Origin of the sequence: Streptomyces coeruleorubidus (assembly GCF_028885415.1) — a bacterium.
GTDB lineage: Bacteria > Actinomycetota > Actinomycetes > Streptomycetales > Streptomycetaceae > Streptomyces > Streptomyces coeruleorubidus_A.
This window is the reverse complement of record NZ_CP118527.1, coordinates 2,580,746-2,607,108: the sequence shown is the minus strand read 5'-3', so window position 1 is coordinate 2,607,108 and position 26,363 is coordinate 2,580,746. Positions and strand designations below refer to the sequence as shown.

General features: G+C 72.2%; 20 protein-coding genes. 12 read left to right on the top strand and 8 right to left on the bottom strand.

Annotated elements, in window-relative coordinates; genetic code table 11:
• The first annotated feature begins 21 nt into the window (after window positions 1–21).
• A complete protein-coding gene (locus PV963_RS12175; RefSeq protein ID WP_274815658.1) occupies window positions 22–978 on the top strand; it encodes a hypothetical protein in 957 nt (318 codons plus the stop codon).
• A 46-nt stretch (window positions 979–1,024) separates the two neighbouring features.
• Here PV963_RS12175 and PV963_RS12170 read toward each other — a convergent pair whose 3' ends face one another.
• The 4 genes from PV963_RS12170 to PV963_RS12155 all read right to left on the bottom strand — a co-directional run bounded on the left by PV963_RS12170 (window position 1,025) and on the right by PV963_RS12155 (window position 6,541).
• Entirely contained in the window at window positions 1,025–2,518 is a 1,494-nt protein-coding gene (locus PV963_RS12170; protein ID WP_274815657.1) for a phytoene desaturase family protein, read from the bottom strand.
• Between the two features lie 462 nt (window positions 2,519–2,980).
• Complete coding sequence (locus tag PV963_RS12165; protein WP_059423228.1) at window positions 2,981–3,610, bottom strand: TetR/AcrR family transcriptional regulator; 630 nt, start codon at window positions 3,608–3,610, stop codon at window positions 2,981–2,983.
• 71 nt (window positions 3,611–3,681) lie between these two features.
• Complete coding sequence (locus PV963_RS12160) at window positions 3,682–5,766, bottom strand: YhgE/Pip family protein (protein WP_274815656.1); 2,085 nt, start codon at window positions 5,764–5,766, stop codon at window positions 3,682–3,684.
• Complete coding sequence (locus PV963_RS12155) at window positions 5,738–6,541, bottom strand: ATP-binding cassette domain-containing protein (RefSeq protein WP_274815655.1); 804 nt, start codon at window positions 6,539–6,541, stop codon at window positions 5,738–5,740. The genes PV963_RS12160 and PV963_RS12155 overlap by 29 nt, the downstream gene beginning before the upstream one ends.
• Window positions 6,542–6,722: 181 nt before the next feature.
• On the opposite strand from PV963_RS12155, the gene PV963_RS12150 reads away from it, so the two are divergent.
• From PV963_RS12150 to PV963_RS12140, 3 genes are all read left to right on the top strand, one after another.
• On the top strand, window positions 6,723–7,286 hold the full coding sequence (locus PV963_RS12150; RefSeq protein ID WP_274815654.1) for an SAV_6107 family HEPN domain-containing protein: 564 nt from the start codon (window positions 6,723–6,725) through the stop codon (window positions 7,284–7,286).
• Between the two features lie 198 nt (window positions 7,287–7,484).
• A complete protein-coding gene (locus PV963_RS12145; protein ID WP_274815653.1) occupies window positions 7,485–8,282 on the top strand; it encodes a methyltransferase in 798 nt (265 codons plus the stop codon).
• Window positions 8,283–8,561: 279 nt separating this feature from the next.
• Window positions 8,562–8,963 (top strand): DUF3040 domain-containing protein, encoded by a 402-nt coding sequence (locus PV963_RS12140; protein ID WP_086604991.1) that lies wholly within the window; start codon window positions 8,562–8,564, stop codon window positions 8,961–8,963.
• A 213-nt stretch (window positions 8,964–9,176) separates the two neighbouring features.
• Here PV963_RS12140 and PV963_RS12135 read toward each other — a convergent pair whose 3' ends face one another.
• The 4 genes from PV963_RS12135 to PV963_RS12120 all read right to left on the bottom strand — a co-directional run bounded on the left by PV963_RS12135 (window position 9,177) and on the right by PV963_RS12120 (window position 14,806).
• Window positions 9,177–11,570: a transglutaminase TgpA family protein gene (locus tag PV963_RS12135; RefSeq protein ID WP_274815652.1), complete on the bottom strand. Its 2,394-nt coding sequence runs from the start codon at window positions 11,568–11,570 to the stop codon at window positions 9,177–9,179.
• Entirely contained in the window at window positions 11,567–12,931 is a 1,365-nt protein-coding gene (locus tag PV963_RS12130; RefSeq protein ID WP_274815651.1) for a DUF58 domain-containing protein, read from the bottom strand. Before PV963_RS12130 ends, PV963_RS12135 begins: the two co-directional genes overlap by 4 nt.
• Window positions 12,931–13,971: an AAA family ATPase gene (locus PV963_RS12125; protein ID WP_274815650.1), complete on the bottom strand. Its 1,041-nt coding sequence runs from the start codon at window positions 13,969–13,971 to the stop codon at window positions 12,931–12,933. The genes PV963_RS12130 and PV963_RS12125 overlap by 1 nt, the downstream gene beginning before the upstream one ends.
• A 277-nt stretch (window positions 13,972–14,248) precedes the next feature.
• Entirely contained in the window at window positions 14,249–14,806 is a 558-nt protein-coding gene (locus PV963_RS12120; RefSeq protein ID WP_425540889.1) for a beta-class carbonic anhydrase, read from the bottom strand.
• A gap of 368 nt (window positions 14,807–15,174) precedes the next feature.
• Here PV963_RS12120 and rsmH point away from each other — a divergent pair, with 368 nt between their 5' ends.
• From rsmH to ftsW, 8 genes are all read left to right on the top strand, one after another.
• Window positions 15,175–16,131 (top strand): 16S rRNA (cytosine(1402)-N(4))-methyltransferase RsmH, encoded by a 957-nt coding sequence (gene rsmH / locus PV963_RS12115; RefSeq protein WP_274815648.1) that lies wholly within the window; start codon window positions 15,175–15,177, stop codon window positions 16,129–16,131.
• A 31-nt stretch (window positions 16,132–16,162) separates the two neighbouring features.
• Window positions 16,163–16,612 carry a septum formation initiator family protein gene (locus PV963_RS12110; protein ID WP_274815647.1) on the top strand — a complete coding sequence of 150 codons (450 nt, stop codon included), beginning with the start codon at window positions 16,163–16,165 and terminating at the stop codon, window positions 16,610–16,612.
• 621 nt (window positions 16,613–17,233) lie between these two features.
• Window positions 17,234–19,192 carry a peptidoglycan D,D-transpeptidase FtsI family protein gene (locus tag PV963_RS12105; protein ID WP_274815646.1) on the top strand — a complete coding sequence of 653 codons (1,959 nt, stop codon included), beginning with the start codon at window positions 17,234–17,236 and terminating at the stop codon, window positions 19,190–19,192.
• Between the two features lie 199 nt (window positions 19,193–19,391).
• The gene (locus PV963_RS12100) at window positions 19,392–20,912 is read left to right on the top strand and encodes a UDP-N-acetylmuramoyl-L-alanyl-D-glutamate--2,6-diaminopimelate ligase (RefSeq protein WP_274815645.1); all 1,521 of its coding nucleotides are present in this window, start codon (window positions 19,392–19,394) and stop codon (window positions 20,910–20,912) included.
• A 28-nt stretch (window positions 20,913–20,940) separates the two neighbouring features.
• Window positions 20,941–22,347: a UDP-N-acetylmuramoyl-tripeptide--D-alanyl-D-alanine ligase gene (locus tag PV963_RS12095; RefSeq protein WP_274815644.1), complete on the top strand. Its 1,407-nt coding sequence runs from the start codon at window positions 20,941–20,943 to the stop codon at window positions 22,345–22,347.
• Complete coding sequence (gene mraY / locus PV963_RS12090) at window positions 22,347–23,438, top strand: phospho-N-acetylmuramoyl-pentapeptide-transferase (protein ID WP_274822006.1); 1,092 nt, start codon at window positions 22,347–22,349, stop codon at window positions 23,436–23,438. The genes PV963_RS12095 and mraY overlap by 1 nt, the downstream gene beginning before the upstream one ends.
• The gene (murD, locus tag PV963_RS12085; RefSeq protein WP_274815643.1) at window positions 23,420–24,862 is read left to right on the top strand and encodes a UDP-N-acetylmuramoyl-L-alanine--D-glutamate ligase; all 1,443 of its coding nucleotides are present in this window, start codon (window positions 23,420–23,422) and stop codon (window positions 24,860–24,862) included. The genes mraY and murD overlap by 19 nt, the downstream gene beginning before the upstream one ends.
• A gap of 135 nt (window positions 24,863–24,997) precedes the next feature.
• Complete coding sequence (gene ftsW / locus PV963_RS12080) at window positions 24,998–26,362, top strand: putative lipid II flippase FtsW (RefSeq protein WP_274815642.1); 1,365 nt, start codon at window positions 24,998–25,000, stop codon at window positions 26,360–26,362.
• Window position 26,363 lies beyond the last annotated feature (1 nt).

Sequence of the window (26,363 nt, the reverse complement as noted above, 5' to 3'; positions counted from 1 at the left end):
GCGACTGGGAGAGGGGCGTACATGGGCTGGGCGGTCCTCTACATCGCGTTCGGCATCGTCGCGCTGTGGCTGCTGGGCGAGGTGCTGTTGCAGTACAAGGCGCGGCTGCGCTGGCGGCTGCTGGCCTTCGTCGGTTTCCTCGGTGTCGTGGTCGGTGTCCTGATCCCGTCCGTCGTCGTGATCGGACTGGGCGCGGCCGCCTTCGCGGTCGGGCAGACGTACGTCACCCTGTCGTTCCGCAGCGGCTTCTCGGCCGGCTGGGCGATGAACGCGCCGATGCTGGGCGGCAGCAAGCGCCGCCGCGGTGAGCGCGGCCGCCAGGAGCCGACCCTCGAGGTCTCCGGCCTGGAGACGGCCGACGGCGGCTACGGCGACGAGGGCGCCGACTACCGCCGCGAGGCCGATGCCTCCGCCTACGGCCAGGACGACGACTACGACCGCGACGACGTCTTCACCCCGTCGCGTCCCGTCCACCCGACGGCCGCCGAGACCACCGCCGTCTACGAGCCGCAGCCCGTGCCCGAGGACACCGGCTCCTACGGCGTGTACGGCGACACCGGGTACCCCTCGGGCCCGCCCCACGACCAGTACGCCGCCACGGCCCAGGGCAGCGACCAGTCCTACGCCTACGACTACTCGGGCTACGCCCAGCAGCAGGGCTACGAAGCCACGGACCAGCAGCAGTACGCCGCCTACTCCGACCCGTACATCGGTACGCCGACCTACGGCGGAGCCGCGTACGACACCAACACCGCCTACGGCGACCAGCAGTACTACGCCCAGCAGGGCTACGGCCAGGACCAGTACGCCGGCACCTACGGTGGCGAGACCCGGCCCGACGGTGTGTGGGTCCCGCAGCAGCGCGACACCGACGAGTACGGCCAGGAGCTGCCGCCGGAGCAGCAGTCGTACCCGTACCAGGGCAACGAGCAGCAGCAGACGCACGGGAACGGCTTCGACGAGCAGTACCGCTTCTGACGAGCAGTACCGTTTCTGAAGCCTGAACGCCGCCGGGGCGGCGAGCCTACTGGGAGCCCCGGAACTCCGGTCCCTCCACGATCAGTCCCGCCACCAGCGCGCCCGACATGCCGGCGTGCGGCAGTCCGCCACCGGGATGCGCCCAGCCGCCGACGGTGAACAGACCGGGCACGCGCGTGCTGTTGGACGGATGCAGCAGCCGCCCGCCGTCCGCCGCCAGGGCGGGCACCGGCACCGCACCGCCCTGAGCGCCGGTCGCCTCGGCGATGTCGGCCGGGGTGCGCACCTCGTGCCAGAGGAGACGGTCGCGCAGATCGGGTATGGCGCGTTCGGCGACGGTGATCATGTTCTCGGCGAGGTCGGCGTAGGGCTCCTCGGGCCGCGCGGGCACCACCGTCGTGAGGGTGACCGCCTCGTGGTCCGGGTCCGGGACCAGCCCGGAGTCGTCGGGCCGCAGGACAGTGACCGTCGGGTGTGTGGTCCCCGCCGACTCGCCGAACAGGGCGTCCAACTCGGCCTCGCGGTGCGCCGCGTGCACCACCGTGCGGTGTGCCGTGCCCTCGGGGCGGGCGCCGCGCAGGGCGAGCAGCACCGTGAGCCGGCTCGCCGTCGGGGGCCGCGGCGGCACCTCGCCGTCACCGCGCACCACGGCCTGTGCCGACAGCCGGCCCAGCGTGCCGGGCGCGACACCGGCGACCACGAAGTCCGCCTCCGCGACCGTCCCGTCGGCGAGTTCCACCCCCGACGCCCGGCCGTCCTTCTCCAGCACCCCGGTCACGTCGGCGCCGAAACGGAACTCGACCTTTCGGGCCACACACCGCTCGTACACCGCGCGGGCCAGCTCGCGCAGGCCGCCGCGCGCGTACCAGGTGCCGAAGGCGTGCTCCATGTACGGCAGTACGGCCGCGCTCGCCGGGGTGGTCCGGGGGTCCAGGCCGTGCGCCAGGGCGTGGCTCTCCAGGAGGGCGGTGAGCCGGGCGTCCCGCAGTTCCCAGGCGCCGACCTCGGCGAGCGTGCCGGCCCGGCGGGTGCGCAGCAGCCGCTTGTGGGGCACCGCCGGGTAGGGCTCGCGCTCGGCCAGCACCTGCCAGTTCGGCCACAGCGGCTCCTCCAGGAGGGGCCGCCGGGTCCGGTCCCAGGCCTCGCGGGCCCGCACCAGGAAGTCGCCCCACCGCTTCCCGGTCCCGGAGCCGAGCGCCTCGTCCAGAGCCGCCACGACGCCCGCGCGCGAGGCGTTCGGCAGCGATACCCGGGTGCCGTCCGCGAACACGTGCCCGGACGACGGGTCGACCTGGACCAGGTCGACGCAACGCTCCAGCGGCTCCTTGCCGGTCTTGACGAACAGGTCACGGTAGACGGCGGGCAGCGGGAGCAGGCCGGGGCCGGTGTCGAAGGAGAACCCCTCGCGCTCGAAGCGGCGCAGCGCTCCGCCGTACGTGTCCGTCCGCTCGTACACCACCACCCGGTGGCCCGCGACGGCCAGCCGGGCCGCCGCCGCCATGGCGCCCATCCCGGCGCCGATCACCGCAATCCGTGCCATGCCAGGGACTTTATCGGCCCCCACTGACAGCCCCCGCCGACAGCCCCCGCCGACAGCCTCCGAGTACGGACGCGGAGGCGATCGTGACCAGCCGGCCACGGCGTGTTCTGGGGCCGCGTGCGCAGGGCTGAGTACCCGTACCTAGGGAGGGAGTTGAGTACGCGCGCGGATGGGGATCGACCTGCGAGAACGAGAGAGTGGAGGCACGGAGAGGGGCACGGCTCCGGTACCGGCGACACGGGGCGCCGGAACTGGGCCGGGCCCACGATCCGCTCCTTCCGCCGACGGTGTCGGCGGGAGCGAGGCACGGGGGAGCACCGGGGGACGACCGAACGGGGGTCCTGCGGGGGACACACGGGGGAGCAGGGAAACGGGGGAGCAAGGAAGGCGCCGGTTCGTGGTGGCCCGCGGGGGACGCGGCCACAGCGGACCGGCGCTTTCACGTCCGCGCCGGGGGTGCCTTCAGCGGCAGCCGCTCACCCGTCCCTGGAGCAGCCGGGACAGGGCCGCGTGGACGTCGTCCAGGGAGCGCTCCGGCTGGAAGGACTTCCAGTCCAGCGCGGCCACCAGGACCATGCCGACCAGCGCGGCCGCCGTCAGCGGGACGTCGATCTCGTCGCTGAACTCGCCGCCCGCCACGCCCTCGCGCAGCACGTCCTCCACGACCGCGACGGCCTGCTGCCGGACCACCATCAGCGTGGACTGCCAGGCCCGGTTCGTGCGCCACAGCTCGGCCACGTACAGCTGCGTGAAGGCCGGGTAGCGGTCGATGAAGACCAGCCCCGCGCGGATCATCGCGTCCAGGGCGTCGACCTTGGTGCCGCCCTCCCGGGCGGTCCGCTCGGCCGCTTCCCGCAGGGAGGCGGTGAGGAGGCCGACTCCGTGCCGCAGCAGTTCCTCGAAGAGGACGGACTTGCTCGCGAAGTTGTAGTAGACCGTGCCCTTCGCGACTCCGGCACGCTCGGCGATCTCGTCCACGGTCGTCGCGGAGAACCCCTGCTCGGCGATGAGGGTGACGGCCGCCTCGTAGAGCTTCTGCCGGGTGGCCTCGCGGCGCGTGCTGCCGCCCGACGCGGCACTGCTGCTTTCCATGGCCCTGATTGTCACAGGAACCTCTCCGGGGGATGTCACCGAAGGGTCCACAGGGGGTGTCACCGAAGGACTCACAGGCTCAGCTCCGGGTGCAGCCGGTCCAGCGTCCACACCTGGCGGCGGCGGGCCGCCACGGCGGTCAGCGCGAGGGCGCCGGCGGTGAACGCCGTCAGCACCACGCACGCGTGCCACACCGGTTCGAGACCACCACCCGTGATGAGCCTGCGCAGAGCCTCGACGACGTAGCTCATCGGCAGGAAGGGGTGGAGCGCGTTGAAGAAGCCGGGGCTGGTCTGCACGGGGTACGTGCCGCCCGCCGAGGTCAGCTGGAGCATCAGCAGGGCGAGGACGAGGATCCGGCCCGCCGCCCCGAAGCGCGCGTTCAGCCACTGCACGATCGCCGCGAAGCACGCCGTCACCAGGAACAGGAAGCCCACCGTCCCGGCCGCCCGCGCCATCTCCAGGCCGACCGCCCAGTGCAGCACCGACATCAGGGCCACCGTCTGGAGGACCCCGATCGCCACCACCGGCAGCCAGCCGGCCAGCGCGATCTGCCATGCCGAGGCGCCCGCGGCGAGAGCGCGCCGGTTCATCGGCGTGATCAGCATGTAGGCCACCATCGCGCCCACCCACAGCGACAGCGGGATGAAGTACGGGGCGAACCCGGTGCCGTAGTTGGGCGCCTTGTGCAGGTCCTGGGAGGCGAGCCGCACGGGGTCGGCCATGACCTCGGTGCGCTGGTCGCGGTCCCGCTTGTCGTAGTCGGGGATCCGCTCCGCCCCGTCGTGCAGCCCGCCGGCGAGTTTGCCGGAGCCGTCGACGAGCTTGAACATGCCGCCGCTGAGGTCGTCCGCGCCGGTCTTCAGATCGCCGACGCCCTTGTCCAGGTCGACGGCACCGGTCCTGGCCGTACCGAGCCCCTTGTGCAGCTTCTTCGCACCGGCGGCGACCTCGGCCGCCCCGTCGTTCAGCTTGTTGATCTTCTTGACGGCGTCGTCGAGGTCCTCGGAGAGGTGCGGCGCGCGGTCGGCGAGGGCCTGGGACTGCTTCTGGAGGGTGGCGAGGTTCTTGTCGAGCTGCGTCAGGTCGCCGTTCTGGTCCGCGATCAGCGTGTTGACGTCGTCGGCGATGACGGCCGCGTCGGCCGCCGCGTCCTTGGCCTTCTTCAGGTCGGCGCAGGCGGCGTCGGGCAGGACGGGGTCGTCGCAGCGCCTGGCGTAGACGCCGTTCAGCGTCTCCGACGCCGTACGGGCGCCCTGGGCGGCGGTCGGGGCCGTCTCCGCCAGGGTGTCCAGGTGCTTGCGGATCACACCGGAGGAGTCGGCGACGAGCCGGGCCGTGTCTCCGATGGTCTTCTCGTTGCCCTTGAGGAAGGGGCCCACCTTGTCGGCGGTCGTGTTTACCTTGTCGGCGAGCTTCCGTGTGCCTTCCGCGACCCGCTTCGAGCCGTCCGCCAGGTCGCCCGCGCCCGTATGGAGCCGCTTCAGGCCCGTGGACAGCTTGCCGCTGCCGGCCTTGGCGTCCTTCAGGCCGTCGGCGAGGTCCTTGGAGCCCTTCTCGGCCTTCCCGATGCCGCCCTTGAGCTGGTCGGCCCCCTTCGCCGCCTTCACGGTCTTGCCGTGGATGTCGGAGAACGAGACGAAGATCCTGTCCAGGAAGGACCGCGACGTCTTCGTGGACGCGGCCTGCCGCACCTCGCCGAACACCGTCCGGGAGATCTGCCCGACGATGTAGTTGTTCGCGTCGTTGGTGCGCACCTGGAGTGCGCCGGTCTCCGGGGAGTCCCCGGAGCTGGAGGCGATCCGCTCGCTGAAGTCGGCGGGCATGGTGAGCGACAGGTAGTAGGTACCGTCCTCGACGCCCCTGCGGGCCTCGGCGGCGCTCACCTCACGCCAGTCGAAGGTCTTGCTGTCGTGCAGGCCCTTCGTGATGTCGTCGCCCGCCGTGATCTTCTTCCCGTCGGCGGTCGCCCCCTTGTCGTCGTTCACGAGCGCCACGGGGATACGGTCCAGACGGCCGTACGGGTCCCAGAACGACCACAGGTACAGCGCGCCGTACAGCAACGGCAGCACCAGCAGCGCGACCAGCGCGGCGCGCGGCAGCTTGCCCCGGCCGAAGCGGCGGAGCTCAAGCGCGGCCAGTCTCGGCGAGCGCATCGGCCTTCTCCTCTCCCTGGTCGGCCTGGTCGGCCTGGTCGGCCTGGTCGGCCCGGTGATCGTCGCTGTCGTCGCGGTTCTCCTGGGTGGACACCCGGACGGCACCCTCGGGGGCTTCACTGCACACCGCCACGACCGTCGTCCCGGCGTCGGCGAGGGACCTGAGCAGGGACCAGACCTCGTCCCGCTCGCCGTCCGAGAGCTTGAGGTCGGTGTCGTCGACCCCGAGCAGCAGCGGCCGGCCGACGAGCGCGAGGGCGATGGACAGCCGCAGTGCCTCCTCACGCTCCAGGTCGCGCACGGCGGTACGGGGGCCCTTGGGCAGCGCATCCAGGTCGAGACCGGCGGCGGCCAGTGCCGCGTCGACGCGGCGCCCGGCCTGTGCCGTCCGCTCGCCGCGGGGCCGCAGCAGGCCGCGCAGGGAATCGCCGAACCGCCGCTGGAGCAGCGCCCGTTCCCGCAGGTGCTCGCCGACGGTCAGGGCCGGGTCGAGGTCGGTGACCCCGGGCACATGGGCCAGGGCGCTGACGCGGCGCACCGCCGACAACTGCTTGGGGAGCCGGGCCTCGCCGACGGTGGCGGTGCCCTCCGCGATCTTCATCCGCCCCGTCAGCGCGAGCAGCAGGCACGTACGGCCGGACCCGGACGGGCCCTCGACCGCGACGAGCGATCCCGGCTCGGCGTCGACGCAGATCCCGCGGAACGCCCACCCGCGCGGCCCTTTGACCCCAAGGCCCTCGGCGGCGATCCGTGCCCCTCCCACTCGTTCCCCCACGAGTCTCCTTCGATTGAGAACTGAAGTTTTTGAACTGACTGGTCAGTGCAAAAAATACTCCGAACCTACGATCGAAGCAAAACCGCAGGTCAGAACGGATTGTCAGTGCCATACCTCACGATGGGTCACATACGGCACTCCTAGCCGGACGTGCCGTCACACAGACGACAGGAGGTTCGTCATGGCCAGCTACCACGCAGCAGCCGCCCGCCGGCGCCGCGCCACCGGCCCTGCCCCCTCACTGACCGGCCCGGCGAGCGACGTGCACCCCGTGCTGCGCCGGGCCACGGCCCCGCCCGCCGCCCTCGACCTGCTCGCCCAGGCCCGCGCCGGCCTCGACGAGGCCGCCGTCCTGGAAACACCGAACGAGCGCTACGCGACGGCCCATCTCGCCGCCCTGCGCACCGCCGCCGCCGTGCTCGCCGCCCGTGGGCGGCCGGAGACCTCGCCCCGGGCCCGGGCCAAGATCAGGAGCGCCTGGGAAGTGCTCCCCGAGATCGCGCCCGAACTGTCCGAGTGGAGCGCGTTGTTCGCCTCCGGCGCCCGGCGCCGCGCCCGGGCCGAGGCGGGCATCCAGGACGCGGCCAGCAGCCGGGACGCCGACGACCTGATACGGGACGTGGCGATGTTCCTGCGCCTCGTCGAGCGCATGCTGGTCCTCCAGCCGGTCCTCCCGCAGCCCCGCCCGGACCAGGACCAGCCGGAGGGACCGGGGGAGGGGCGGGACATGCCGGACGCGGGCTGAGCGGGCACCGGCGGCGCGTGTCCGCCCGGCCGTGCCGACGCGTGTTCGGATGGGGGGACCGGGCAATCCCGGCTGCTCTCCCGGAGGCAATAGGGTGGGGGACGCCTGAAGTCTTCCCTCCCCGTCGCCGGGGCCGGGGAAGGCACCCCGTTCGCTCCGCCGTGCAAGAGGCGGTGCCGCGCCGAGGAGTCAACTGCCGTGTCGGACCCGATGCGCCCCCGCGCCTCACTCCGTACCGCCGTGGTCTGGGAGGTCCTCAAGGACGCCCTGGACCGCCAGGTCAAGGCCACGGGTCGGGAGTCGCTGGACGTCCTCGACACCGGGGGCGGCAGCGGCAAGTTCGCGGTGCCCGTCGCCCGTCTCGGCCACCGGGTCACCGTCGTCGACCCCAGCCCCAACGCGCTGTTCGCCCTGGAGCGCCGCGCCGCCGAGGCAGGAGTCGCCGACCGGGTGAAGGGCGTGCAGGGCGACGCCCACGGCCTCTTCGACGTGGCCGAGCGCGGTGGCTACGACGTGGTGCTGTGCCACGGCGTCCTGGAGTACGTGGACGACCCGGCCGAGGGCGTCCGCAACGCGGTGGCCGCCCTGCGCTCGGAGGGCGTGCTCAGCCTGCTCGCCGCCGGTCTGGGCGGTGCCGTGCTGGCCCGCGCCCTCGCCGGTCACTTCAAGGAGGCCCGGCAGGCGCTCGACGACCCGAACGGGCGATGGGGCATGGGTGACCCCGTCCCACGCCGCTTCACCGCCGACCAGCTCACGGGACTGGTCGAGGGCGCGGGCCTGCGTGTCGGCGCCGTGCACGGCGTGCGGGTCTTCGCCGACCTCGTGCCCGGCGTCCTCGTCGACACCGAGCCCGGCGCCCTGGAGGAGCTGCTGAAGCTGGAGGAGGCCGCAGCCGAGCTTCCCGCCTTCCACTCGGTGGCCACGCAGCTTCATGTGCTCGGTGAGACTCCTGGGGCCAGTGAGGCAATCGAGACGGATGGGTCGATCGAGGCCTGAGCCACTTCCTGAGGCACCACCGCTGATCAGCGCCTGGGCTGTGCATGGAGTACGCCACAGGCCCCCCGAACGGGGGCTTGGCGCCGTATGATCGAGGGAGACCGTTCCGGCATGACGGGTCGGCCGCCGGGGAATGTAGGCCTCAGCGAGCCGGGACGTCCATGGCGGGTTCCGGTTGGCCAATTGGCGCAGAGGGGCGGGTTTCACGGGGGCGATTCCCTGCCTATCCTGAAGAGACCCCCCGGGTCGCCCCGGCGACTGCACGATGAGGAGGACTCCGTGCCGCTCTCGGAGCACGAGCAGCGCATGCTCGAGCAGATGGAGCGAGCGCTGTACGCCGAAGATCCCAAGTTCGCGACGGCGCTCGAGGGAAGCGGGCTGCGTACGTACACCCGGCGACGGGTCTACCAGGCGGTCGCGGGCTTCCTCGTGGGTATTGCGCTCCTCATGGCCGGTATGGTCGCCAAACAGGTCTGGCTCAGCGTCGTGGGCTTCCTCGTCATGCTGGGCTGTGCGGTGCTCGCCGTGACCGGCTGGCGCAAGGCCCCCAAGCCGGGTGAACAGGCGGCCGGGGCCGGCGGACAGCCGGCCGCCCGCCGCCAGGGCCGGCAGCGGCGCTCCATGATGGACCGCATCGAGCAGCGCTGGCAGAAGCGCCGCGACGAGCAGGGCGGCCATTAGCCCGGAGCGCGGCTCTCCAGGACATGTGAAGACATGAATCAGGGGGTGTCCACCCAGTGGGTGGTCACCCCCTGACGTATGCGTACCAGGCGCGACTGGCTCCTCGCCCAGCCCGGCGCCGTACCCGCCCGGGGCATCGCCGACCGACTCCAGGCAGACACAGCGCGGCCTGCCGGGGCACAAGCCCCGGCAGGCCCGAGTCGCCCGCGCCGGTCAGCCCTGCTGCCCCGATGCCTTCCGCCACGTCGGCCGCAGCGCCAGGGCACGTTCCCGCACGCCCGACCACCAGGCCGACGCCGCCCACACCACACGCACGGTGGAGCGTGGGACCAGGACCGCACGGAGCCTGGTGCCGCGGCCGACCTGGGCGCTCAGGCCCGCTGCCGCACGGCGGACGTCCTCCGTGAGGCCCGCCGTCGGGCGGGGGTGCGGTGCGTACAGGACCTGCTCCACCGCGTTCGCCACCCGGTGCACCGAGGCCGCGGCCGTCGCGTCGAGGGAGCCCAGCCGGACGATGCGAGCGGCCGCCTTGCGCGGCGTCTGTGACTCGTCCGGCGCGATGCCGAAGTCCCAGGCCGTGTCGGTCAGCTCCTGCCAGACGGCCAGCGTGTGCGGCGCCGCGTCCGCATCACTGCGGCCGTGCGCCCCCAGCCGTACCGCGCGGGTCCGCAGGCGCCACAGCATCGGTGCCAGCGGGAGCGCCAGGACGGCGAGCCCGGCCAGGGCCCAGGCCAGGATCACGTACCACTTCGGGCCGTCGTCGCCGCTGGGCAGCACCGCCTGCGGGGACTCGCTCGCGCACCCGCCGTCCAGCTTCTTCTGCTCCGGCGTGCAGCTGTCGCTCGCCGAGGGCGTCGGGGACGGCGCGGCGGACGTCGTCTGGGACGGGCGCGCCACGTCCGGCACCGAGTTGCCGGGGCTCTCCGGCAGGGTGTACGGCGGCAACGAGCCACGGTTGGGAGTCGGCTCGAAGCGCGTCCAGCCCACGCCCTCGAAGTACAGCTCGGGCCAGGCGTGCGCGTCGCGCAGCCCCACCGACACCGAGCCGTCCGCCTGCGGGGAACCGGGCGCGAAGCCCACCGCGACCCGGGCCGGTATGCCCAGGGAGCGGGCCATCGCCGCCATCGCGAAGGAGAAGTGCACGCAGAAGCCCTGCTTGTCCTTCAGGAAGCGGACGATCCCCTCCGAGCCGCTGCCGACCTGCACCTGGGTGTCGTACTCGAAGCCGCCGGTCACGGCGAACCAGTCCTGGAGCTTGACCGCCTGGTCGTAGGGGTTGGCGGCCCCCGCCGTGACCTGGCGGGCGGTGCGGGCCACCACCGACGGCAGCGAGTCGGGCAGCTTGGTGAAGTCGCGCACGATGGCCGCCGGCGGGGGCGCCGCCGAGGCCAGCTGTTCCGCCGTCGGCTGCACGTCCAGGCTCTTGACCTGGTACGTCAGCCCTTGTGTGTTCTGGCCGTGGTCGCCGACCAGGGTCATGCCCAGGGGCTCGTAACGCCAGTTGCCCCGGATGGCGACGCCGCTCGGCGGGTACGGCATGGGCAGCCAGTTCTGGGCGTACCAGCGGGCCGCCGTGATCGTGGTGTCGACCTCCGTGCGTTTGACGTCGGGGCCGAGGCCGATCGGGGTCGGGAACGTGCCGTCGGGCACGGCGGTGATGGACCGCCGGGACGGCTTCCAGGTGGTGCCGTCGAAGTCGTCCAGGGACACGATCCGCAGGTAGAGGTCCGAGACGTCGGCCATCTTCGTCTTCACGGAGAGGACCTGCCGGTCCTCGTCCACGTTCAGGTTGTCGCGCAGCGAGACCAGTGGGTTCACGGCGGAGATCGTGCCGCCGCCGCCCGTGCCGCCGCCCGCGCCCGTGCCCACGGAGTCCAGCAGGCCGCCGTTCATCGCGGGCAGGCCGAGCGGCACCACCAGGGCGATGCCCAGCGCGACCACGCCGATGCGCCGGCCGGTGCGGACCGGGGCGGCCACGCCGCTCGGTTCCCCTCCGGCCGTGCGCGGGGCACCGCCGAAGACCCGGCCCCACTGGGAGAGCCGGTCCCGCCCCTCGGCCAGGAGCAGCATCAGATAGCCGGCCGCCGCGACCAGGAACCACAGCCAGTCCGTGCCCCCGTCGGACAGCCCCGCGGCCACCGAGTACAGCGCGAGCAGCGGCAGCCCGGCCGGGGCGGCGCTGCGGAAGGTCACCGCGAGGGTGTCCACCAGCAGCCCGATGATCAGGACGCCGCCGATGAGCATCAGCCGGATGCCGTCGGACTCCAGGGGCGCCGGGATCGCGTACCGCGCGATGTCGTCCCCGCCCTGCCGGAGCAGGAGCGCGAAGCGGTCGAGGGCGTCCGGTCCGGGCACCAGCCCGGCGAGGGCCTGCTCACGGGCGAACACGAACGTCAGCAGCAGCACCGTGACCACGGCCTGGGCCGCCACCGTCAGCGGGCGCGCCAGCGGCACCCTGCGGGCCGCGGCACCCACGCCCGCCTGCACGGCCAGCAGGAAGGCCGCCTGCACGATCCACGTGGCCGGCTTGACGAGGGGCAGCAGGGCGCACGCGGCCATCAGCGTGGCCGCCCATGCGCCCAGCGTCAGTCGTACCCGCCCGCTCATGACGGTCCCTCCCCGCCGCTCGCGGCGGCCATCCCCCTGCGCTCCCGGTCCGCCTGCCGCCACAGCTCGTCCACGGAGGCACCCTGCGGCACCCCGAGGGCCGTCCAGCCCGCCTCGCGCAGCATGCGCAGCCGCTCCTCGCTCCCGTCCAACGGACCGGACACGTCGCTCGGTTCCCGCACCCAGGTGTCGCTGTCCAGCACGAAGGCGACCGCGCCTGAGCTGCGCTGCCGCATTCTGGACGCCACGGCCGCCTGCTCCTCGTCCAGGTCGCCGAGGAAGGCCACCAGCAGCCCCTCGCTCCCGCCGCGCAGCACGTCGTAGGCCCGGGACAGACCCGCACCGTCGGAGTGGTCGATCACCGCGAGGGTGTCCATCATCAGCCCGGCCGCGTCCGCCGACCCCTGGCTCGCGCCCGCGAAGCCGTCTGAGCCCTCGCCGGGCACGGCGTTGCCGGTGTCCGTCAACAGCCGTACCGAGAAGCCCCGTTCGAGCATGTGCACCAGCACGGACGCGGCGCCCGCCACGGCCCACTCGAAGGCCGAGTCCGGGCCCGCGCCCTGGTAGGCGATGCCCCGGGTGTCGAGCAGCACCGTGCAGCGGGCGCGCTGTGGCTGCTCCTCACGGCGCACCATCAGCTCGCCGTAGCGGGCGGTGGAGCGCCAGTGCACCCGGCGCAGGTCGTCGCCGTAGCGGTACCCGCGCGGGATCACGTCGTCCTCGCCGGCCAGCGCGAGCGAACGCTGCCGCCCGTCTCCGTATCCCTTCGCCTCGCCGCTGAACCGCACCGGCGCCAGCGGCTCCACGCGCGGGATCACCGTCAGGTTGTCGTACGTGGAGAAGGACCGGGTCAGCTCGCACATGCCGAACGGGTCGGTCAGGCGCAGCTGGAGCGGGCCCAGCGGGTAGCGGCCGCGCAGGTCGGAGCGCACCCGGTAGGACACCTCGCGGCGGGCGCCCGCCTCCATCCGGTCGAGCACGAAACGGGGCCGGGGACCGAGCACGTACGGCACCCGGTCCTGGAGCATCAGCAGGCCCGTGGGCAGCCGCGAGACGTTGTCCATCCGCAGATGGACCCGGGCCTCGCCGCCGGCCGGCACGCGCGCGGGGGAGAGGCGGCGGCTGCCCGCGACCCGGTAGCGCGTGCGGTACAGCACCGTCGCGCACACCAGCGGCAGCACCGCCAGCAGCAGACCCACGCGCAGCAGGTCGCTCTGCCCGAGCACATACGAACAGACGGCGGCCGCGACACCGGCGGCCAGGAAGGAGCGTCCGCGGGTGGTCAGACCGGCCAGGGCGGTGCGGATGCCGCCCTTCTCGCCCCGGTCGGCCTCCGACTGCCCCGTCCCCGCGGTGGTCATCACAGCCTCCGCGGCGGGTGCGAGGGATACGCGGGCGCCGTACGGCCCACAGCACCGAGGCCGCTCTGCTGCTGCGGCGCCGACGGCACTGGGGTGCGCTGGAGGATCTCCTCGACGACCTGCTCGGCGGTGCGGCGGTTGAGCTGGGCCTGGGCGGTGGGCAGCAGACGGTGGGCCAGGACGGCGACGGCGAGTGCCTGCACGTCGTCCGGCAGCGCGTACTCCCGGCCGCTCAGGGCCGCGGACGCCTTCGCCGCGCGCAGCAGGTGCAGCGTCGCGCGCGGGGAGGCGCCCAGTCTCAGATCGGGGTGCGTGCGCGTGGCGCCGACCAGGTCGACCGCGTAGCGCCGGACCGGCTCGGCGACGTGGACGCCGCGCACCGCCTCGATCAGCTTGAGGATCTCGTGCGCGTGGGCCACGGGCTGGAGGTCCTCCAGCGGCGAGACACCGCCGTGCACGTCCAGCATCTGAAGCTCGGCCTCGGCGCTCGGGTAACCGACCGAGACCCGGGCCATGAAGCGGTCGCGCTGGGCCTCCGGCAGCGGGTAGGTGCCCTCCATCTCGACCGGGTTCTGCGTCGCCACCACCATGAAGGGGCTGGGCAGTTCGTAGGTCTTGCCGTCGATGGTGACCTGGCGCTCCTCCATGGACTCCAGGAGCGCGGACTGCGTCTTGGGCGAGGCGCGGTTGATCTCGTCGCCGATCACGACCTGCGCGAAGATCGCGCCCGGCTTGAACTCGAAGTCGCGGCGCTGCTGGTCCCATATGGACACACCGGTGATGTCCGAGGGCAGCAGGTCGGGCGTGAACTGGATGCGCCGCACCGAGCAGTCGATGGTCCGCGCCAGTGCCTTGGCGAGCATCGTCTTGCCGACGCCCGGGACGTCCTCGATCAGCAGGTGTCCCTCGGCGAGCAGCACGGTCAGCGAGAGCCGTACGACCTCGGGCTTGCCCTCGATCACGCCTTCCACCGACTCCCGCACGCGCTCCACCACGGCGGTCAGATCAGTGAGGCTCGCTCGATCGTCATAGGTCGTCACCCGGCCCTCCTCGGCCTTTCCCTTGCTCCCAGGGAGCACGGGATACCCCATTTTCCCGGGCCGACGCCCCAAGACGCGGGCCGGCCCACCCCGAACCACGGACACCACGCGTGAAAAGTTCCGCGCGACGCCACTCCCGCATTCTTGCTGCCGTTACCGATTCGTGTCACTCGACTGTGGACAACTGGCCGCGATATGTCGGCCTTACGACCATTCGAACGCGTGACTGACAGGCTTTCGACAGCTACAGCAGGTTGTGCCGGGGCGGGCGACCAGGTCAGGAGGCGGGGTCGATCTCCCGCAGCAGGCCGGTTTTCACGTCGAAGACGAACCCCCGCACGTCGTCCGTGTGCGGCAGGAACGGCGAGGTGCGCACGCGCCGCATCGACTGCCGTACGTCCTGGTCGACGTCCGAGAAGCACTCCACCGCCCACGCCGGGCGCTGGCCGACCTCGGCCTCCAGCTCGCCCCGGAAGTCCTCGGTCAGGGTCTCCATGCCGCAGCCGGTGTGGTGGACGAGGACGACGCTGCGCGTGCCCAGCTTGCGCTGGCTGATGGCGAGGGAGCGGATCACGTCGTCGGTGACGACGCCGCCGGCATTGCGGATGGTGTGGCAGTCGCCGAGCGCCAGACCGAGCGCGGCGAGCGGGTCGAGGCGGGCGTCCATGCAGGCCACGACCGCTACGTGCAGGGCGGGCTTGGCGTCCATCCCGGCGTTGCCGAAGGCGGCGGCGTACTGGGCGTTCGCCTCGACGATACGGTCCGTGACCGTGCCGCCCGAGGCTGGGGCGCTCTCCGGACCTGGGGAAACCGATGCAGAAGTCGTCATATCCATGACGTTACTGGTCACACCCGGTCCAAGCCTCCTGTGAGACTGGACAAAGAATGTCAGCGAGGCGGGGCTGTGAGGTAACCCACAAGGGCGATGTGCCGCCGGCCGCGACGCGCAGGCCGGTTGATTGACCGGGAGACAGGGTGGACTAAAGTGACGCGAAGCGGGAGGCGAGACTCTCCCCGCTGGACTGTTTTCCCCGGAGACCCCGGCGACGACCGGAGATCTCCCCACGTGCGCGGCGCGTACGTACGGCTCGGCCTCCTCCCGCTCCCGGTCGGCTGACGCTTCCGGCGCCGGCAGGCCTCCCCTTCACGAGCGGGCGGGGACCCGGCGGTGCGTAGGGGCCGCGCCGGATCTGAGAGGGCCCCTTGAGCCAGAGTCGACACGTCCCGGTGATGCTCCAGCGGTGCCTGGATCTGCTGGCACCCGCCCTGGAGGGGCCGGACCCGGTGGTCGTCGACTGCACTCTCGGCCTCGGCGGTCACAGCGAGGCGCTCCTGGAGAGGTTCCCCGGGATCCACCTCGTCGCCCTCGACCGCGACAAGGAGGCCCTGCGCCTGTCCGGCGAGCGTCTCGCGCCCTACGGGGATCGCGCCACCCTCGTCCACGCCGTGTACGACGAGCTCCCCGAGGTACTGCACAAGCTCGGCATCGCGCGCGTGCAGGGCGTGCTGTTCGACCTCGGCGTCTCCTCCATGCAACTCGACGAGGCCGACCGCGGCTTCGCCTACGCCCAGGACGCCCCGCTCGACATGCGCATGGACCAGACGTCCGGGGTCAGCGCCGCCGAGGTCCTCAACACGTACCCGCCGGGCGAGCTGGTGCGCATCCTGAGGGCGTACGGCGAGGAGAAGCAGGCCAAGCGGATCGTGTCCGCGATCGTGCGTGAGCGGGAGAAGGAGCCGTTCAGCACCAGCGCGCGGCTGGTCGAGCTGATCCGGGACGCGCTGCCGCAGGCCGCCAAGCGCACCGGCGGCAACCCGGCCAAGCGCACCTTCCAGGCCCTGCGCATCGAGGTCAACGGCGAGCTCGCCGTCCTGGAGCGGGCGATCCCGGCCGCCGTGAAGGCGCTGGACGTGGGCGGGCGGATCGCGGTGCTGTCGTACCACTCGCTGGAGGACCGGCTGGTCAAGCAGGTGTTCGCGGCGGGTGCCGCCACCACGGCGCCGCCCGGGCTGCCCGTCGTGCCCGAGCGCTACCAGCCGCGGCTCAAGCTGCTCACGCGCGGTGCCGAACTCCCCACCGAGGAGGAGATCGCCGAGAACCGGCGGGCGGCACCGGCGCGGCTGCGCGGCGCCCAGCGCATCAGGGAGGACGTCGAGTGAGGCGTGTGCAGGCCGGACCGAGGGAGCGTGAGTGAGCGGCAAACCCGAACTGAAGGGGAGGGCGGCACGTCTCGCGCGGCTCTTCCCGACCGGCCCCGGGCAGGCGGCCCGCACCCCCTTCGTCCTCCTCGTGGTCCTCCTCCTCGGCGGTGGTCTCATCGGTCTCCTGGTGCTGAACTCCGCCCTCAGCGAAGGCGCGTTCAAGCTCGACGACCTCCAGCGCGAGACCAAGAGCCTCACCGACGAGGAACAGGCCCTCCAGCGGGACATCGACGCCTACTCCGCTCCCGAGGCCCTCCAGCGCCGCGCCCGCGAACTCGGCATGGTCCCCGGCGGCGACCCCGCCTTCCTCGCCCCCGACGGCACCGTCAAGGGCGTCCCCAGCCCCGCCCCCGGCGTCCGGCAGACCTCCGCCCGCATCCCCCTGGTCCTGGCCCCCGAAGCCATGCCCAACGGCCCCACCTCGACCTCCGGCAGGTGACGGAAGTGACCGACATGGAACGGCCGCGCCGCCGTGTACCGGGCCTCGCCGGGCCCGCGAGCCCCCTTGGTCCCGACGTGCGTCCGGTCCTCGGCGCGGCGTCCACTCCTCGCTTCGGGGTGGACGGGGCTTTCGGTCGGGTGGCGGTGGTGCCTGCCGGGCAGTGGCCGCGCTGCCGCGTGCCCGGCCCCGTAAGGGCTGCCGGTCCCGGGGTCCGTGGCCGCCGCGGTGCGTGCCGTGCGGTGGCGGAGTGGTCGTCGTCTCGGTCGTGGCCGAGCGCCGCCCGCGGTGCCGGGTGCCGTCCCGGCCCGGGTCCGGCCGTCGCCGCGTCCGCCAGTCCACAGTCCACCTCGACCTCCGGCAGGTGACGGAAGTGACCGACAAGGAACGGCCGCGCCGCCGTGTACCGGGCCTCGCCGGGCCCGCGAGCCCCCTTGGTCCCGACGTGCGTCCGGTCCTCGGCGCGGCGTCCACTCCTCGCTTCGGGGTGGACGGGGCTTTCGGTCGGGTGGCGGTGGTGCCTGCCGGGCAGTGGCCGCGCTGCCGCGTGCCCGGTCCGGGTCCGGCCGTCGCCGCGTCCGCCAGTCCACAGCCCACCTCAACCCCCGGCAGGTGACGGAAGTGACCGACAGGGAACCCCCGCGCCGCCGCGTGCCCGGTCCCGCCAAGGCCGCTCGCCCCGACGCCCGGCGTCGCCCCCGCCCCGGTGCCCGTCCGGCCCGTCGCCCGGCCCCGGGCCGGCAGGCGGCGCCCAAGCCACTCCGGCTGGGCAGCCCCCGCCCCCGGCTGCGTCTGGTCGGGCTCGCGCTGACGCTGGTGCTGATCGCCTTCGTCGTGCGGCTGTTCCAGGTGCAGGCCGTCGACGCGAGCACGTACGCCGCCAAGGCCGAGCAGAACCGGTATGTCGGGCAGGTGCTGGCCGCGGACCGCGGGGAGATCACCGACCGGTCCGGTGTGGCGCTCGCGACCAGTGAGGACGCCTACGACATCACGGCCGACCCCACGATGTTCGCCCCCGGCCAGCTGAAGATCGGGGACGGGCCCGAGCAGGCGGCCGCGCTGCTCGCGCCGATCCTGGGCCAGGAGCAGGAGGCCCTGGTCAAGAAGCTGCGGCCGAAGAACAAGGCGCTGCGTTACGTCAAGCTGGCCTCCCGCCAGACCCCGCAGGTCTGGAAGCAGATCAAGGACCTGAAGTCCGCGCTCGCCAAGAAGGAGGAGACGGACAAGTCCGCGCACAACGTCCTCGCGGGAGTCTTCTCCGTCGCCACCAGCAAGCGCGTGTACCCGGGCGGCGACCTCGCCGCCGGGATACTGGGCTGGGTCAACGGTGAGGGCAAGCCCGGCGGCGGCATCGAGCTCCAGCTGAACAAGCAGCTCGCCGGCAAGGACGGCAAGATCCGCTACGCCCAGTCCGGCGGCCGGCTCGTCCCCACCGCGGGTTCCACCGAGACCCCAGCCGTGCCCGGCAGCGACGTCGAGCTCACCATCGACCGCGACATCCAGTGGGCCGCCCAGAAGGCCATCAGCGACCAGGTGAAGGAGTCCGCGGCCGACCGCGGCTACGTCATCGTCCAGGACACCCGCACCGGACAGATCCTGGCCATGGCCAACTCGCCCGGCTTTGACCCGAACGACCTGTCCGACGCCGACTCGGCCGCCCTCGGCAACGCGGCCCTCCAGGACGCCTTCGAGCCCGGCTCCACGGCCAAGGTCATGTCGATGGCGGCCGTCCTCCAGGAGGGCGCCGCCACCCCGATGACCCACGTCGTCGTGCCCAACCGGCTGCACCGCGGGGACCGGCTCTTCAAGGACGACGTGAACCACCCGACCTGGTACCTGACGCTCAACGGCGTCCTCGCCAAGTCCAGCAACATCGGCACCATCCTCGCCACCGGCCAGCTCGGCAAGACGCAGGCCCAGGCCAACAAGGTCCTCTACGACTACCTGCGCAAGTTCGGCCTCGGCCACTACACCGGCCTCGGCTTCCCCGGCGAGACCCCGGGCATCCTCGCCCCGCCCGACAAGTGGTCGACCTCGCAGCAGTACACGATCCCTTTCGGCCAGGGCGTCTCCATCAACGCCATGCAGGCGGCGTCGGTGTACTCGACCATCGCCAACGGCGGCGTCCGCGTCGAACCCACGCTCGTGCGCGGCACCAAGGGCCCCGACGGCCGCTTCACCCCGGCCCCCAAGCCCGAGAAGACCCGCGTCGTCAGCGCCAAGACGGCGAAGACCCTCGCCCAGATGCTGGAGTCGGTCGTGGACGACGAGGAGGGCACCGGCACCAAGGCGCGCATCCCCGGCTACCGCGTCGCGGGCAAGACGGGCACGGCCAACCGCGTGGATCCGGCCACCGGCAAGTACAAGGGCTACACGTCGTCGTTCGCCGGGTTCGCGCCCGCGGACAAGCCCCGCATCACCGTCTACTGCGCCATCCAGAACGCCACCAAGGGCAACTACTTCGGCGGCCAGATCTGCGGCCCCGTCTACAAGCAGGTCATGGAGTTCGCACTGAAGTCCCTCCAGGTCCCGCCGACCGGGGCCAAGCCCGCGAGACTGCCTGTCACGTTCAAGAACTGAACCGCCCCGAACCGTAAAGCCCTGATCAGCACCGAGCACCACCGAGCCACCAGGACCCGCCCCCGTGACAACGATCACCCCCGATCCCGGGAACCAGAGCGCCCCCCGCCCCTCACTTCGCCCGGAGGCGGGTACGCCCGGTACGCTCACCGCCGTGCCACACGCTGATCAGTCCCAAACCACCCAGAAGGGCCATCCCGTGACATACCCCGGGCCGCCCAGGCCGGCGCAGGTCTCCGCCACACCCCTCGCGGAACTGGCCGGCCAGCTGGGTGCTCCCGCGCCGCAGGGCGCCGCCGACGTCACGGGCATCACCCACGACTCGCGCGCCGTGCGCCCCGGCGACCTGTACGCCGCCCTCCCGGGCGCCCGTCTGCACGGCGCCGACTTCGTCGACCAGGCCGCGAGCCTCGGCGCGGCCGCCGTGCTGACCGACCCCACCGGCGCCGAGCGCGCCGCGGCGTCCGGACTGCCGGTCCTGGTCGTCGACGACCCCCGCGGGCGGATGGGCGAGCTGGCCGCCACGATCTACGGCCACCCCGGCCGGGACCTGCTCCAGATCGGCATCACCGGCACCTCCGGCAAGACCACCACCGCCTACCTCGTCGAGGGCGGCCTGAAGACCGTCAGGTCCACCGGCCTGATCGGCACGGTCGAGATGCGCATCGGCGACGAGCGCATCAAGTCCGAGCGCACCACCCCCGAGGCCACCGACCTGCAGGCACTCTTCGCCGTCATGCGCGAACGGGGTGTCGAGGCGGTCGCCATGGAGGTCTCCAGCCATGCCCTGGTCCTCGGCCGCGTCGACGGCTGCGTCTTCGACATCGGCGTCTTCACCAACCTCAGCCCGGAACACATGGAGTTCCACTCCGACATGGAGGACTACTTCCGGGCCAAGGCGCAGCTGTTCACGCCGGAACGCGGCAAACTCGGCGTGGTCAACGTCGACGACGAGTACGGCCGCCGGCTGGCCAAGGAGGCCACGGTCCCGGTCGTCACCTACTCCGCCGAGGGCCACCCCGACGCCGACTGGCGCGCCGAGGACGTCGAGATCGGCCGGCTGGACTCGACGTTCACCGTCGTCGGGCCCAAGGGCGAGCGGATCAGCGCCAAGTCGCCGCTGCCCGGCCCCTTCAACGTGGCCAACACCCTCGCCGCGATCGTCGCCCTCGCCGTCGCCGGGCTCGACCCGCAGGCCGCCGCCGACGGCGTCGCCGCCGTACCCGGCGTGCCCGGCCGTCTGGAGCGCGTGGACGCCGGACAGCCCTACCTCGCGGTCGTCGACTACGCCCACAAGACCGACGCCGTCGAGTCCGTGCTGCGGGCCCTGCGCAAGGTCACCGAGGGCAAGCTGCACATCGTCCTCGGCTGCGGCGGCGACCGGGACAAGACCAAGCGCGAGCCCATGGGCGCCGCCGCGGCCCGGCTCGCCGACACCGCCGTACTGACCTCCGACAACCCCCGTGGTGAGGACCCCCTCGCGATCCTCGCCACGATGCTCCAGGGCGCGGCCTCCGTGCCCGCGCACGAGCGCGGCGAGGTGCAGGTCTTCGAGGACCGGGCCGCCGCGATCGCCGCCGCGGTGGCCCGTGCCGAGCCCGGCGACACCGTGCTGGTCGCGGGCAAGGGCCACGAGCAGGGCCAGGACATCGCCGGGGTGGTCCGTCCCTTCGACGACCGCCAGGTGCTTCGCGAAGCCATTCAGAAGACCCAGGGATGAAATCCCGCATGATCCAGGGGATGAACTTGTGATCGCCCTCTCCCTCGCCGAGATCGCAGAAGTCGTCGGCGGGCAGACGCACGACATACCGGATCCGACCGTCCAGGTCACCGGCCCGGTCGTCCGGGACTCCCGCGAGGCGGGGCCGGGCAGCCTGTTCGCCGCCTTCGCCGGCGAGCGCGTGGACGGCCACGACTTCGCGGCCGCGGTCGTCGAGGCGGGAGCGGTGGCCGTGCTCGGCACCCGGCCCGTCGGCGTGCCCGCGATCGTCGTGGACGACGTCCAGACCGCCCTCGGCGCCCTCGCGCGGCACGTCGTACGACGTCTCGGCGCCACGCTCGTCGCCCTCACCGGCTCGGCGGGCAAGACCAGCACCAAGGACCTCATCGCGCAGGTGCTCCAGCGCAAGGCGCCGACGGTGTTCACGCCCGGCTCGCTCAACAACGAGATCGGACTGCCGCTGACCGCGCTCAGCGCCACCGAGGAGACCCGGTTCCTGGTCCTGGAGATGGGCGCCCGCGGCATCGGCCACATCCGCTACCTCGCCGGTCTGACGCCCCCGAAGATCGGCCTGGTCCTCAACGTCGGCAGCGCCCACATCGGCGAGTTCGGCGGCCGTGAGCAGATCGCACAGGCCAAGGGCGAACTCGTCGAGGCCCTCCCGGAGGACGGGACCGCCGTCCTCAACGCGGACGACCCCTACGTGCGGGCCATGGCCACCCGCACGAAGGCGAAGGTGATCCTTTTCGGAGAGTCCGACGAAGCGGACGTGTCCGCCGAGAACGTGCGACTCACGGACACGGGACAGCCCGCGTTCAGGCTTCACACACCCTCCGGTGCAAGCGATGTGACCATGCGCCTGTACGGTGAGCACCACGTGTCGAACGCGCTCGCCGCGGCCGCCGTCGCCCACGAGTTGGGCATGTCCGCAGACGAGATCGCCGTCGCGCTCTCCGAGGCGGGCTCCCTCTCCCGCTGGCGGATGGAGGTCACCGAGCGCCCGGACGGCGTGACGGTCGTCAACGACGCCTACAACGCGAACCCCGAGTCCATGCGGGCCGCTCTGCGCGCGCTCGCGGCGATCGGCAAGGGGCGTCGTACGTGGGCGGTGCTCGGCAAGATGGCCGAGCTCGGGGACGAGGCTCTCGCCGAGCACGACGCGGTCGGACGGCTCGCCGTCCGGCTCAACGTCAGCAAGCTCGTCGCGGTCGGTGGCAGGGAAGCCGCCTGGCTGCAACTGGGCGCATATAACGAGGGTTCGTGGGGTGAGGAGTCGGTGCACGTGTCCGACGCACAGGCGGCGGTCGACCTGTTGCGCAGCGAGTTGCGCCCGGGGGACGTCGTACTCGTGAAGGCGTCCCGTTCGGTCGGCCTCGAGAGCGTGGCCCAGGCGCTGCTCGAGTCCGGTGCCGAGGGTGAGGTTTCCGCCCGATGATGAAGCAGATCCTGTTCGCAGGAGTCATTGGCCTCTTCCTGACACTGGTCGGCACCCCGCTGCTGATCAAGCTGCTCGCGCGCAAGGGCTACGGCCAGTACATCCGCGACGACGGCCCGCGCGAGCACGCCAGCAAGCGCGGTACGCCGACCATGGGCGGTATCGCCTTCATCCTGGCGACGGTCGCCGCGTACTTCCTGGCCAAGGTGATCACGGGCTATCTGGACCCGGAGGCCGACGCGGCGCCGACCTTCTCGGGTCTGCTGGTGCTCGGTCTGATGGTCGGCATGGGCCTGGTCGGCTTCCTCGACGACTACATCAAGATCGTCAAGCGGCGTTCGCTGGGTCTGCGGGCCAAGGCGAAGATGGCCGGCCAGCTGATCGTCGGCATCGCCTTCGCGGTGCTCTCGCTGCAGTTCGCGGACAACCGCGGCAACACCCCGGCCTCCACGAAGCTGTCGTTCATCACGGACTTCGGCTGGACGATCGGACCCGTGCTGTTCGTCGTCTGGGCGCTGTTCATGATCCTCGCGATGTCGAACGGCGTGAACCTCACCGACGGTCTGGACGGTCTGGCCACCGGCGCCTCGGTGCTCGTCTTCGGCGCCTACACCTTCATCGGCGTCTGGCAGTTCCAGGAGTCCTGCGCCAACGCGCAGACGCTGACCAACCCGGGCGCCTGCTACGAGGTGCGTGATCCCCTCGACCTCGCGGTGGTCGCCTCCGCGCTGATGGGCGCCTGCCTGGGCTTCCTGTGGTGGAACACCTCGCCGGCCAAGATCTTCATGGGCGACACCGGTTCGCTCGCGCTCGGCGGTGTGCTCGCCGGCCTCGCGATCTGCTCCCGCACCGAACTGCTGCTCGCCATCCTCGGCGGCCTCTTCGTCCTGATCACCATGTCCGTGGTGATCCAGGTCGGCTCCTTCCGCCTCACCGGTAAGCGCGTCTTCCGGATGGCGCCACTCCAGCACCACTTCGAACTCAAGGGCTGGTCCGAAGTGCTCGTCGTGGTCCGCTTCTGGATCATTCAGGGCATTTGTGTGATCGTCGGACTGGGCCTCTTCTATGCAGGATGGGCAGCGGACAAGTGACCACCTCGGTGTCTTCGGAGCTCAAGGGCAAGCACGTCACCGTCGCCGGGCTCGGCGTCTCCGGCGTCCCGGCGGCCAAGGTGCTGCACGGCCTCGGCGCGATCGTCACGGCCGTCAACGACGGCGCCGACGAGCGCGCGCAGGCGCAGGCCGCCGAACTGGAGGCGCTCGGCATCACCGTGCGCCTCGGTGACGGCGACACCCTGCCCGAGGGCACCGAGCTGATCGTCACCGCGCCCGGCTGGAAGCCGGACAAGCCGCTGTTCGCGGCGGCGGCGAAGGCGGGCGTCCCCGTCTGGGGCGACGTCGAGCTGGCCTGGCGCCTGCGCGGTCCCGACGCGGCCCCGTGGCTCGCCGTCACGGGCACCAACGGCAAGACCACCACCGTCCAGATGCTCGCCTCGATCCTGAAGGCGGCGGGCCTGCGCACGGCCGCCGTCGGCAACATCGGCGTCTCCCTGCTGGACGCGGTCCTCGGCGACGAGCAGTACGACGTACTGGCCGTGGAGCTGTCCAGCTACCAGCTCCACTGGGCGCCGTCGCTGCGCGCCCACTCGGCCGCCGTGCTCAACCTCGCCCCCGACCACCTCGACTGGCACGGCTCCATGGAGGCGTACGCCGCCGACAAGGGCCGTATCTACGAGGGCAATCGCGTCGCCTGCGTCTACAACGCCGCCGACAAGGCCACCGAGGACCTGGTGCGCGAGGCCGACGTCGAGGAGGGCTGCCGGGCCATCGGCTTCACCCGCGGCACGCCCGCACCGTCCCAACTCGGCGTCGTCGAAGGCATCCTGGTCGACCGCGCCTTCGTCGAGAACCGGCAGAAGAACGCCCAGGAGCTCGCCGAGGTCGCCGACGTCAACCCGCCGGCCCCGCACAACATCGCCAACGCCCTCGCGGCGGCGGCCCTCGCGCGGGCGTACGGCGTGCCCGCCAAGGCCGTACGGGACGGCCTGCGGGCGTTCACCCCGGACGCCCACCGCATCGCGCACGTGGCCGACGTGGACGGGGTCGCCTACGTCGACGACTCCAAGGCCACCAACACTCACGCCGCACAAGCCTCGTTGGCCGCCTACGAGTCGATCGTGTGGATCGCGGGCGGGCTCGCCAAGGGCGCGACCTTCGACGAGCTGGTCGCCAAGTCGGCGCCGCGGCTGCGCGGGGTCGTGCTGATCGGCGCGGACCGCGCGCTGATCCGCGAAGCCCTGGCGCGACACGCCCCGGAAGTACCGGTCGTCGACCTGGACCGGACCGACACTGGGGCGATGCGTGCGGCGGTCCAGGAGGCGCGGCGGCTCGCTCACGCCGGTGACACGGTACTGCTGGCTCCGGCCTGTGCCTCCATGGACATGTTCGCCAACTACAACAAGCGCGGGGACGCTTTCGCGGACGCCGTTCGCGAGCTCGGCTCCGTCGACGGCTGACCCGGGTCCGCCTCGCCCGGCGGCGGTGCCGGGCGTATCTGGGAGGGACGCGTGACACGGATGTGGCTGGTGCCCGAGCGGCCGGGGAGCGTTCGCTACGGAACGTTGCCTCCCGGCACGGCGGGGTGAGCGGCGATGCCCACCAGCCGCACCGGACGGCCTCCGGTCCCCCGCACTCCCAAGCGCCCCGCGTCGCCCCGGCTCGCCCGCGAGAACCGCGTCCTGGCCTTCTACACCCGTGCGCGCAGGGGCTGGGACCGGCCGCTGACCGCCTACTACCTCATCTTCGGCGGCAGTGCGCTGATCACCGTGCTGGGCCTGGTGATGGTCTACTCGGCCTCCCAGATCACCGCGCTGCAGATGTCGCTGCCGGGCTCGTACTTCTTCCGCAAGCAGCTGCTCGCAGCCGTACTCGGCGCCGGACTGCTGTTCGCCGCCTCGCGGATGCCGGTGAAGCTGCACCGGGCCCTGGCCTATCCGATCCTCGCCGGCGCCGTCTTCCTCATGACCCTGGTGCAGGTCCCCGGGATAGGAGTGTCGGTCAACGGCAACCAGAACTGGATCGCGCTCGGCGGCTCCTTCCAGATCCAGCCCAGCGAGTTCGGCAAGCTCGCCCTCGTGCTGTGGGGCGCCGACCTGCTCGCCCGCAAGCAGGACAAGAGGCTGCTGACCCAGTGGAAGCACATGCTCGTCCCGCTGGTCCCGGCCGCCTTCATGCTGCTCGGTCTGATCATGATCGGTGGCGACATGGGCACCGCGATCATCCTCACGGCCATCCTGTTCGGCCTGCTCTGGCTGGCCGGCGCGCCCACGCGCCTGTTCGCCGGAGTGCTGTCCATCGCCGCCGTACTCGGCCTGATCCTCATCAAGACCAGCCCGAACCGCATGGCGCGCCTGCAGTGCCTCGGCGCCACCGAACCCCAGTCGGGACCCGTCGACTGCTGGCAGGCCGTGCACGGCATCTACGCTCTCGCCTCCGGCGGAATTTTCGGCTCCGGGCTGGGTGCGAGTGTGGAGAAATGGGGTCAACTCCCCGAAGCCCACACCGACTTCATCTTCGCCGTCACCGGTGAGGAACTGGGCCTGGCGGGGACGCTGTCGGTACTCGCCCTCTTCGCGGCTCTAGGCTATGCGGGTATCCGCGTGGCCGGACGCACGGAGGACCCCTTCGTGAGGTATGCCGCGGGAGGTGTGACCACCTGGATCACGGCCCAGGCCGTGATCAACATCGGTGCGGTGCTCGGTCTGCTGCCGATCGCCGGCGTCCCCCTCCCGCTGTTCTCCTACGGGGGATCCGCCCTGCTGCCGACCATGTTCGCCATCGGGCTGCTGATCGCCTTCGCGCGAGACGAGCCCGCTGCGCGGGCAGCGCTTGCGATGCGGCAACCCCGCTTTGGTAGAAAGCGGGGGACTGGGGGAACCGGTTCCGGTCGGAGTCCCCGGAGATGGAACACGATGCGACGGCGCGCCTCGGCGGCGCGCTCGTCCGGAGAGCGGTGAA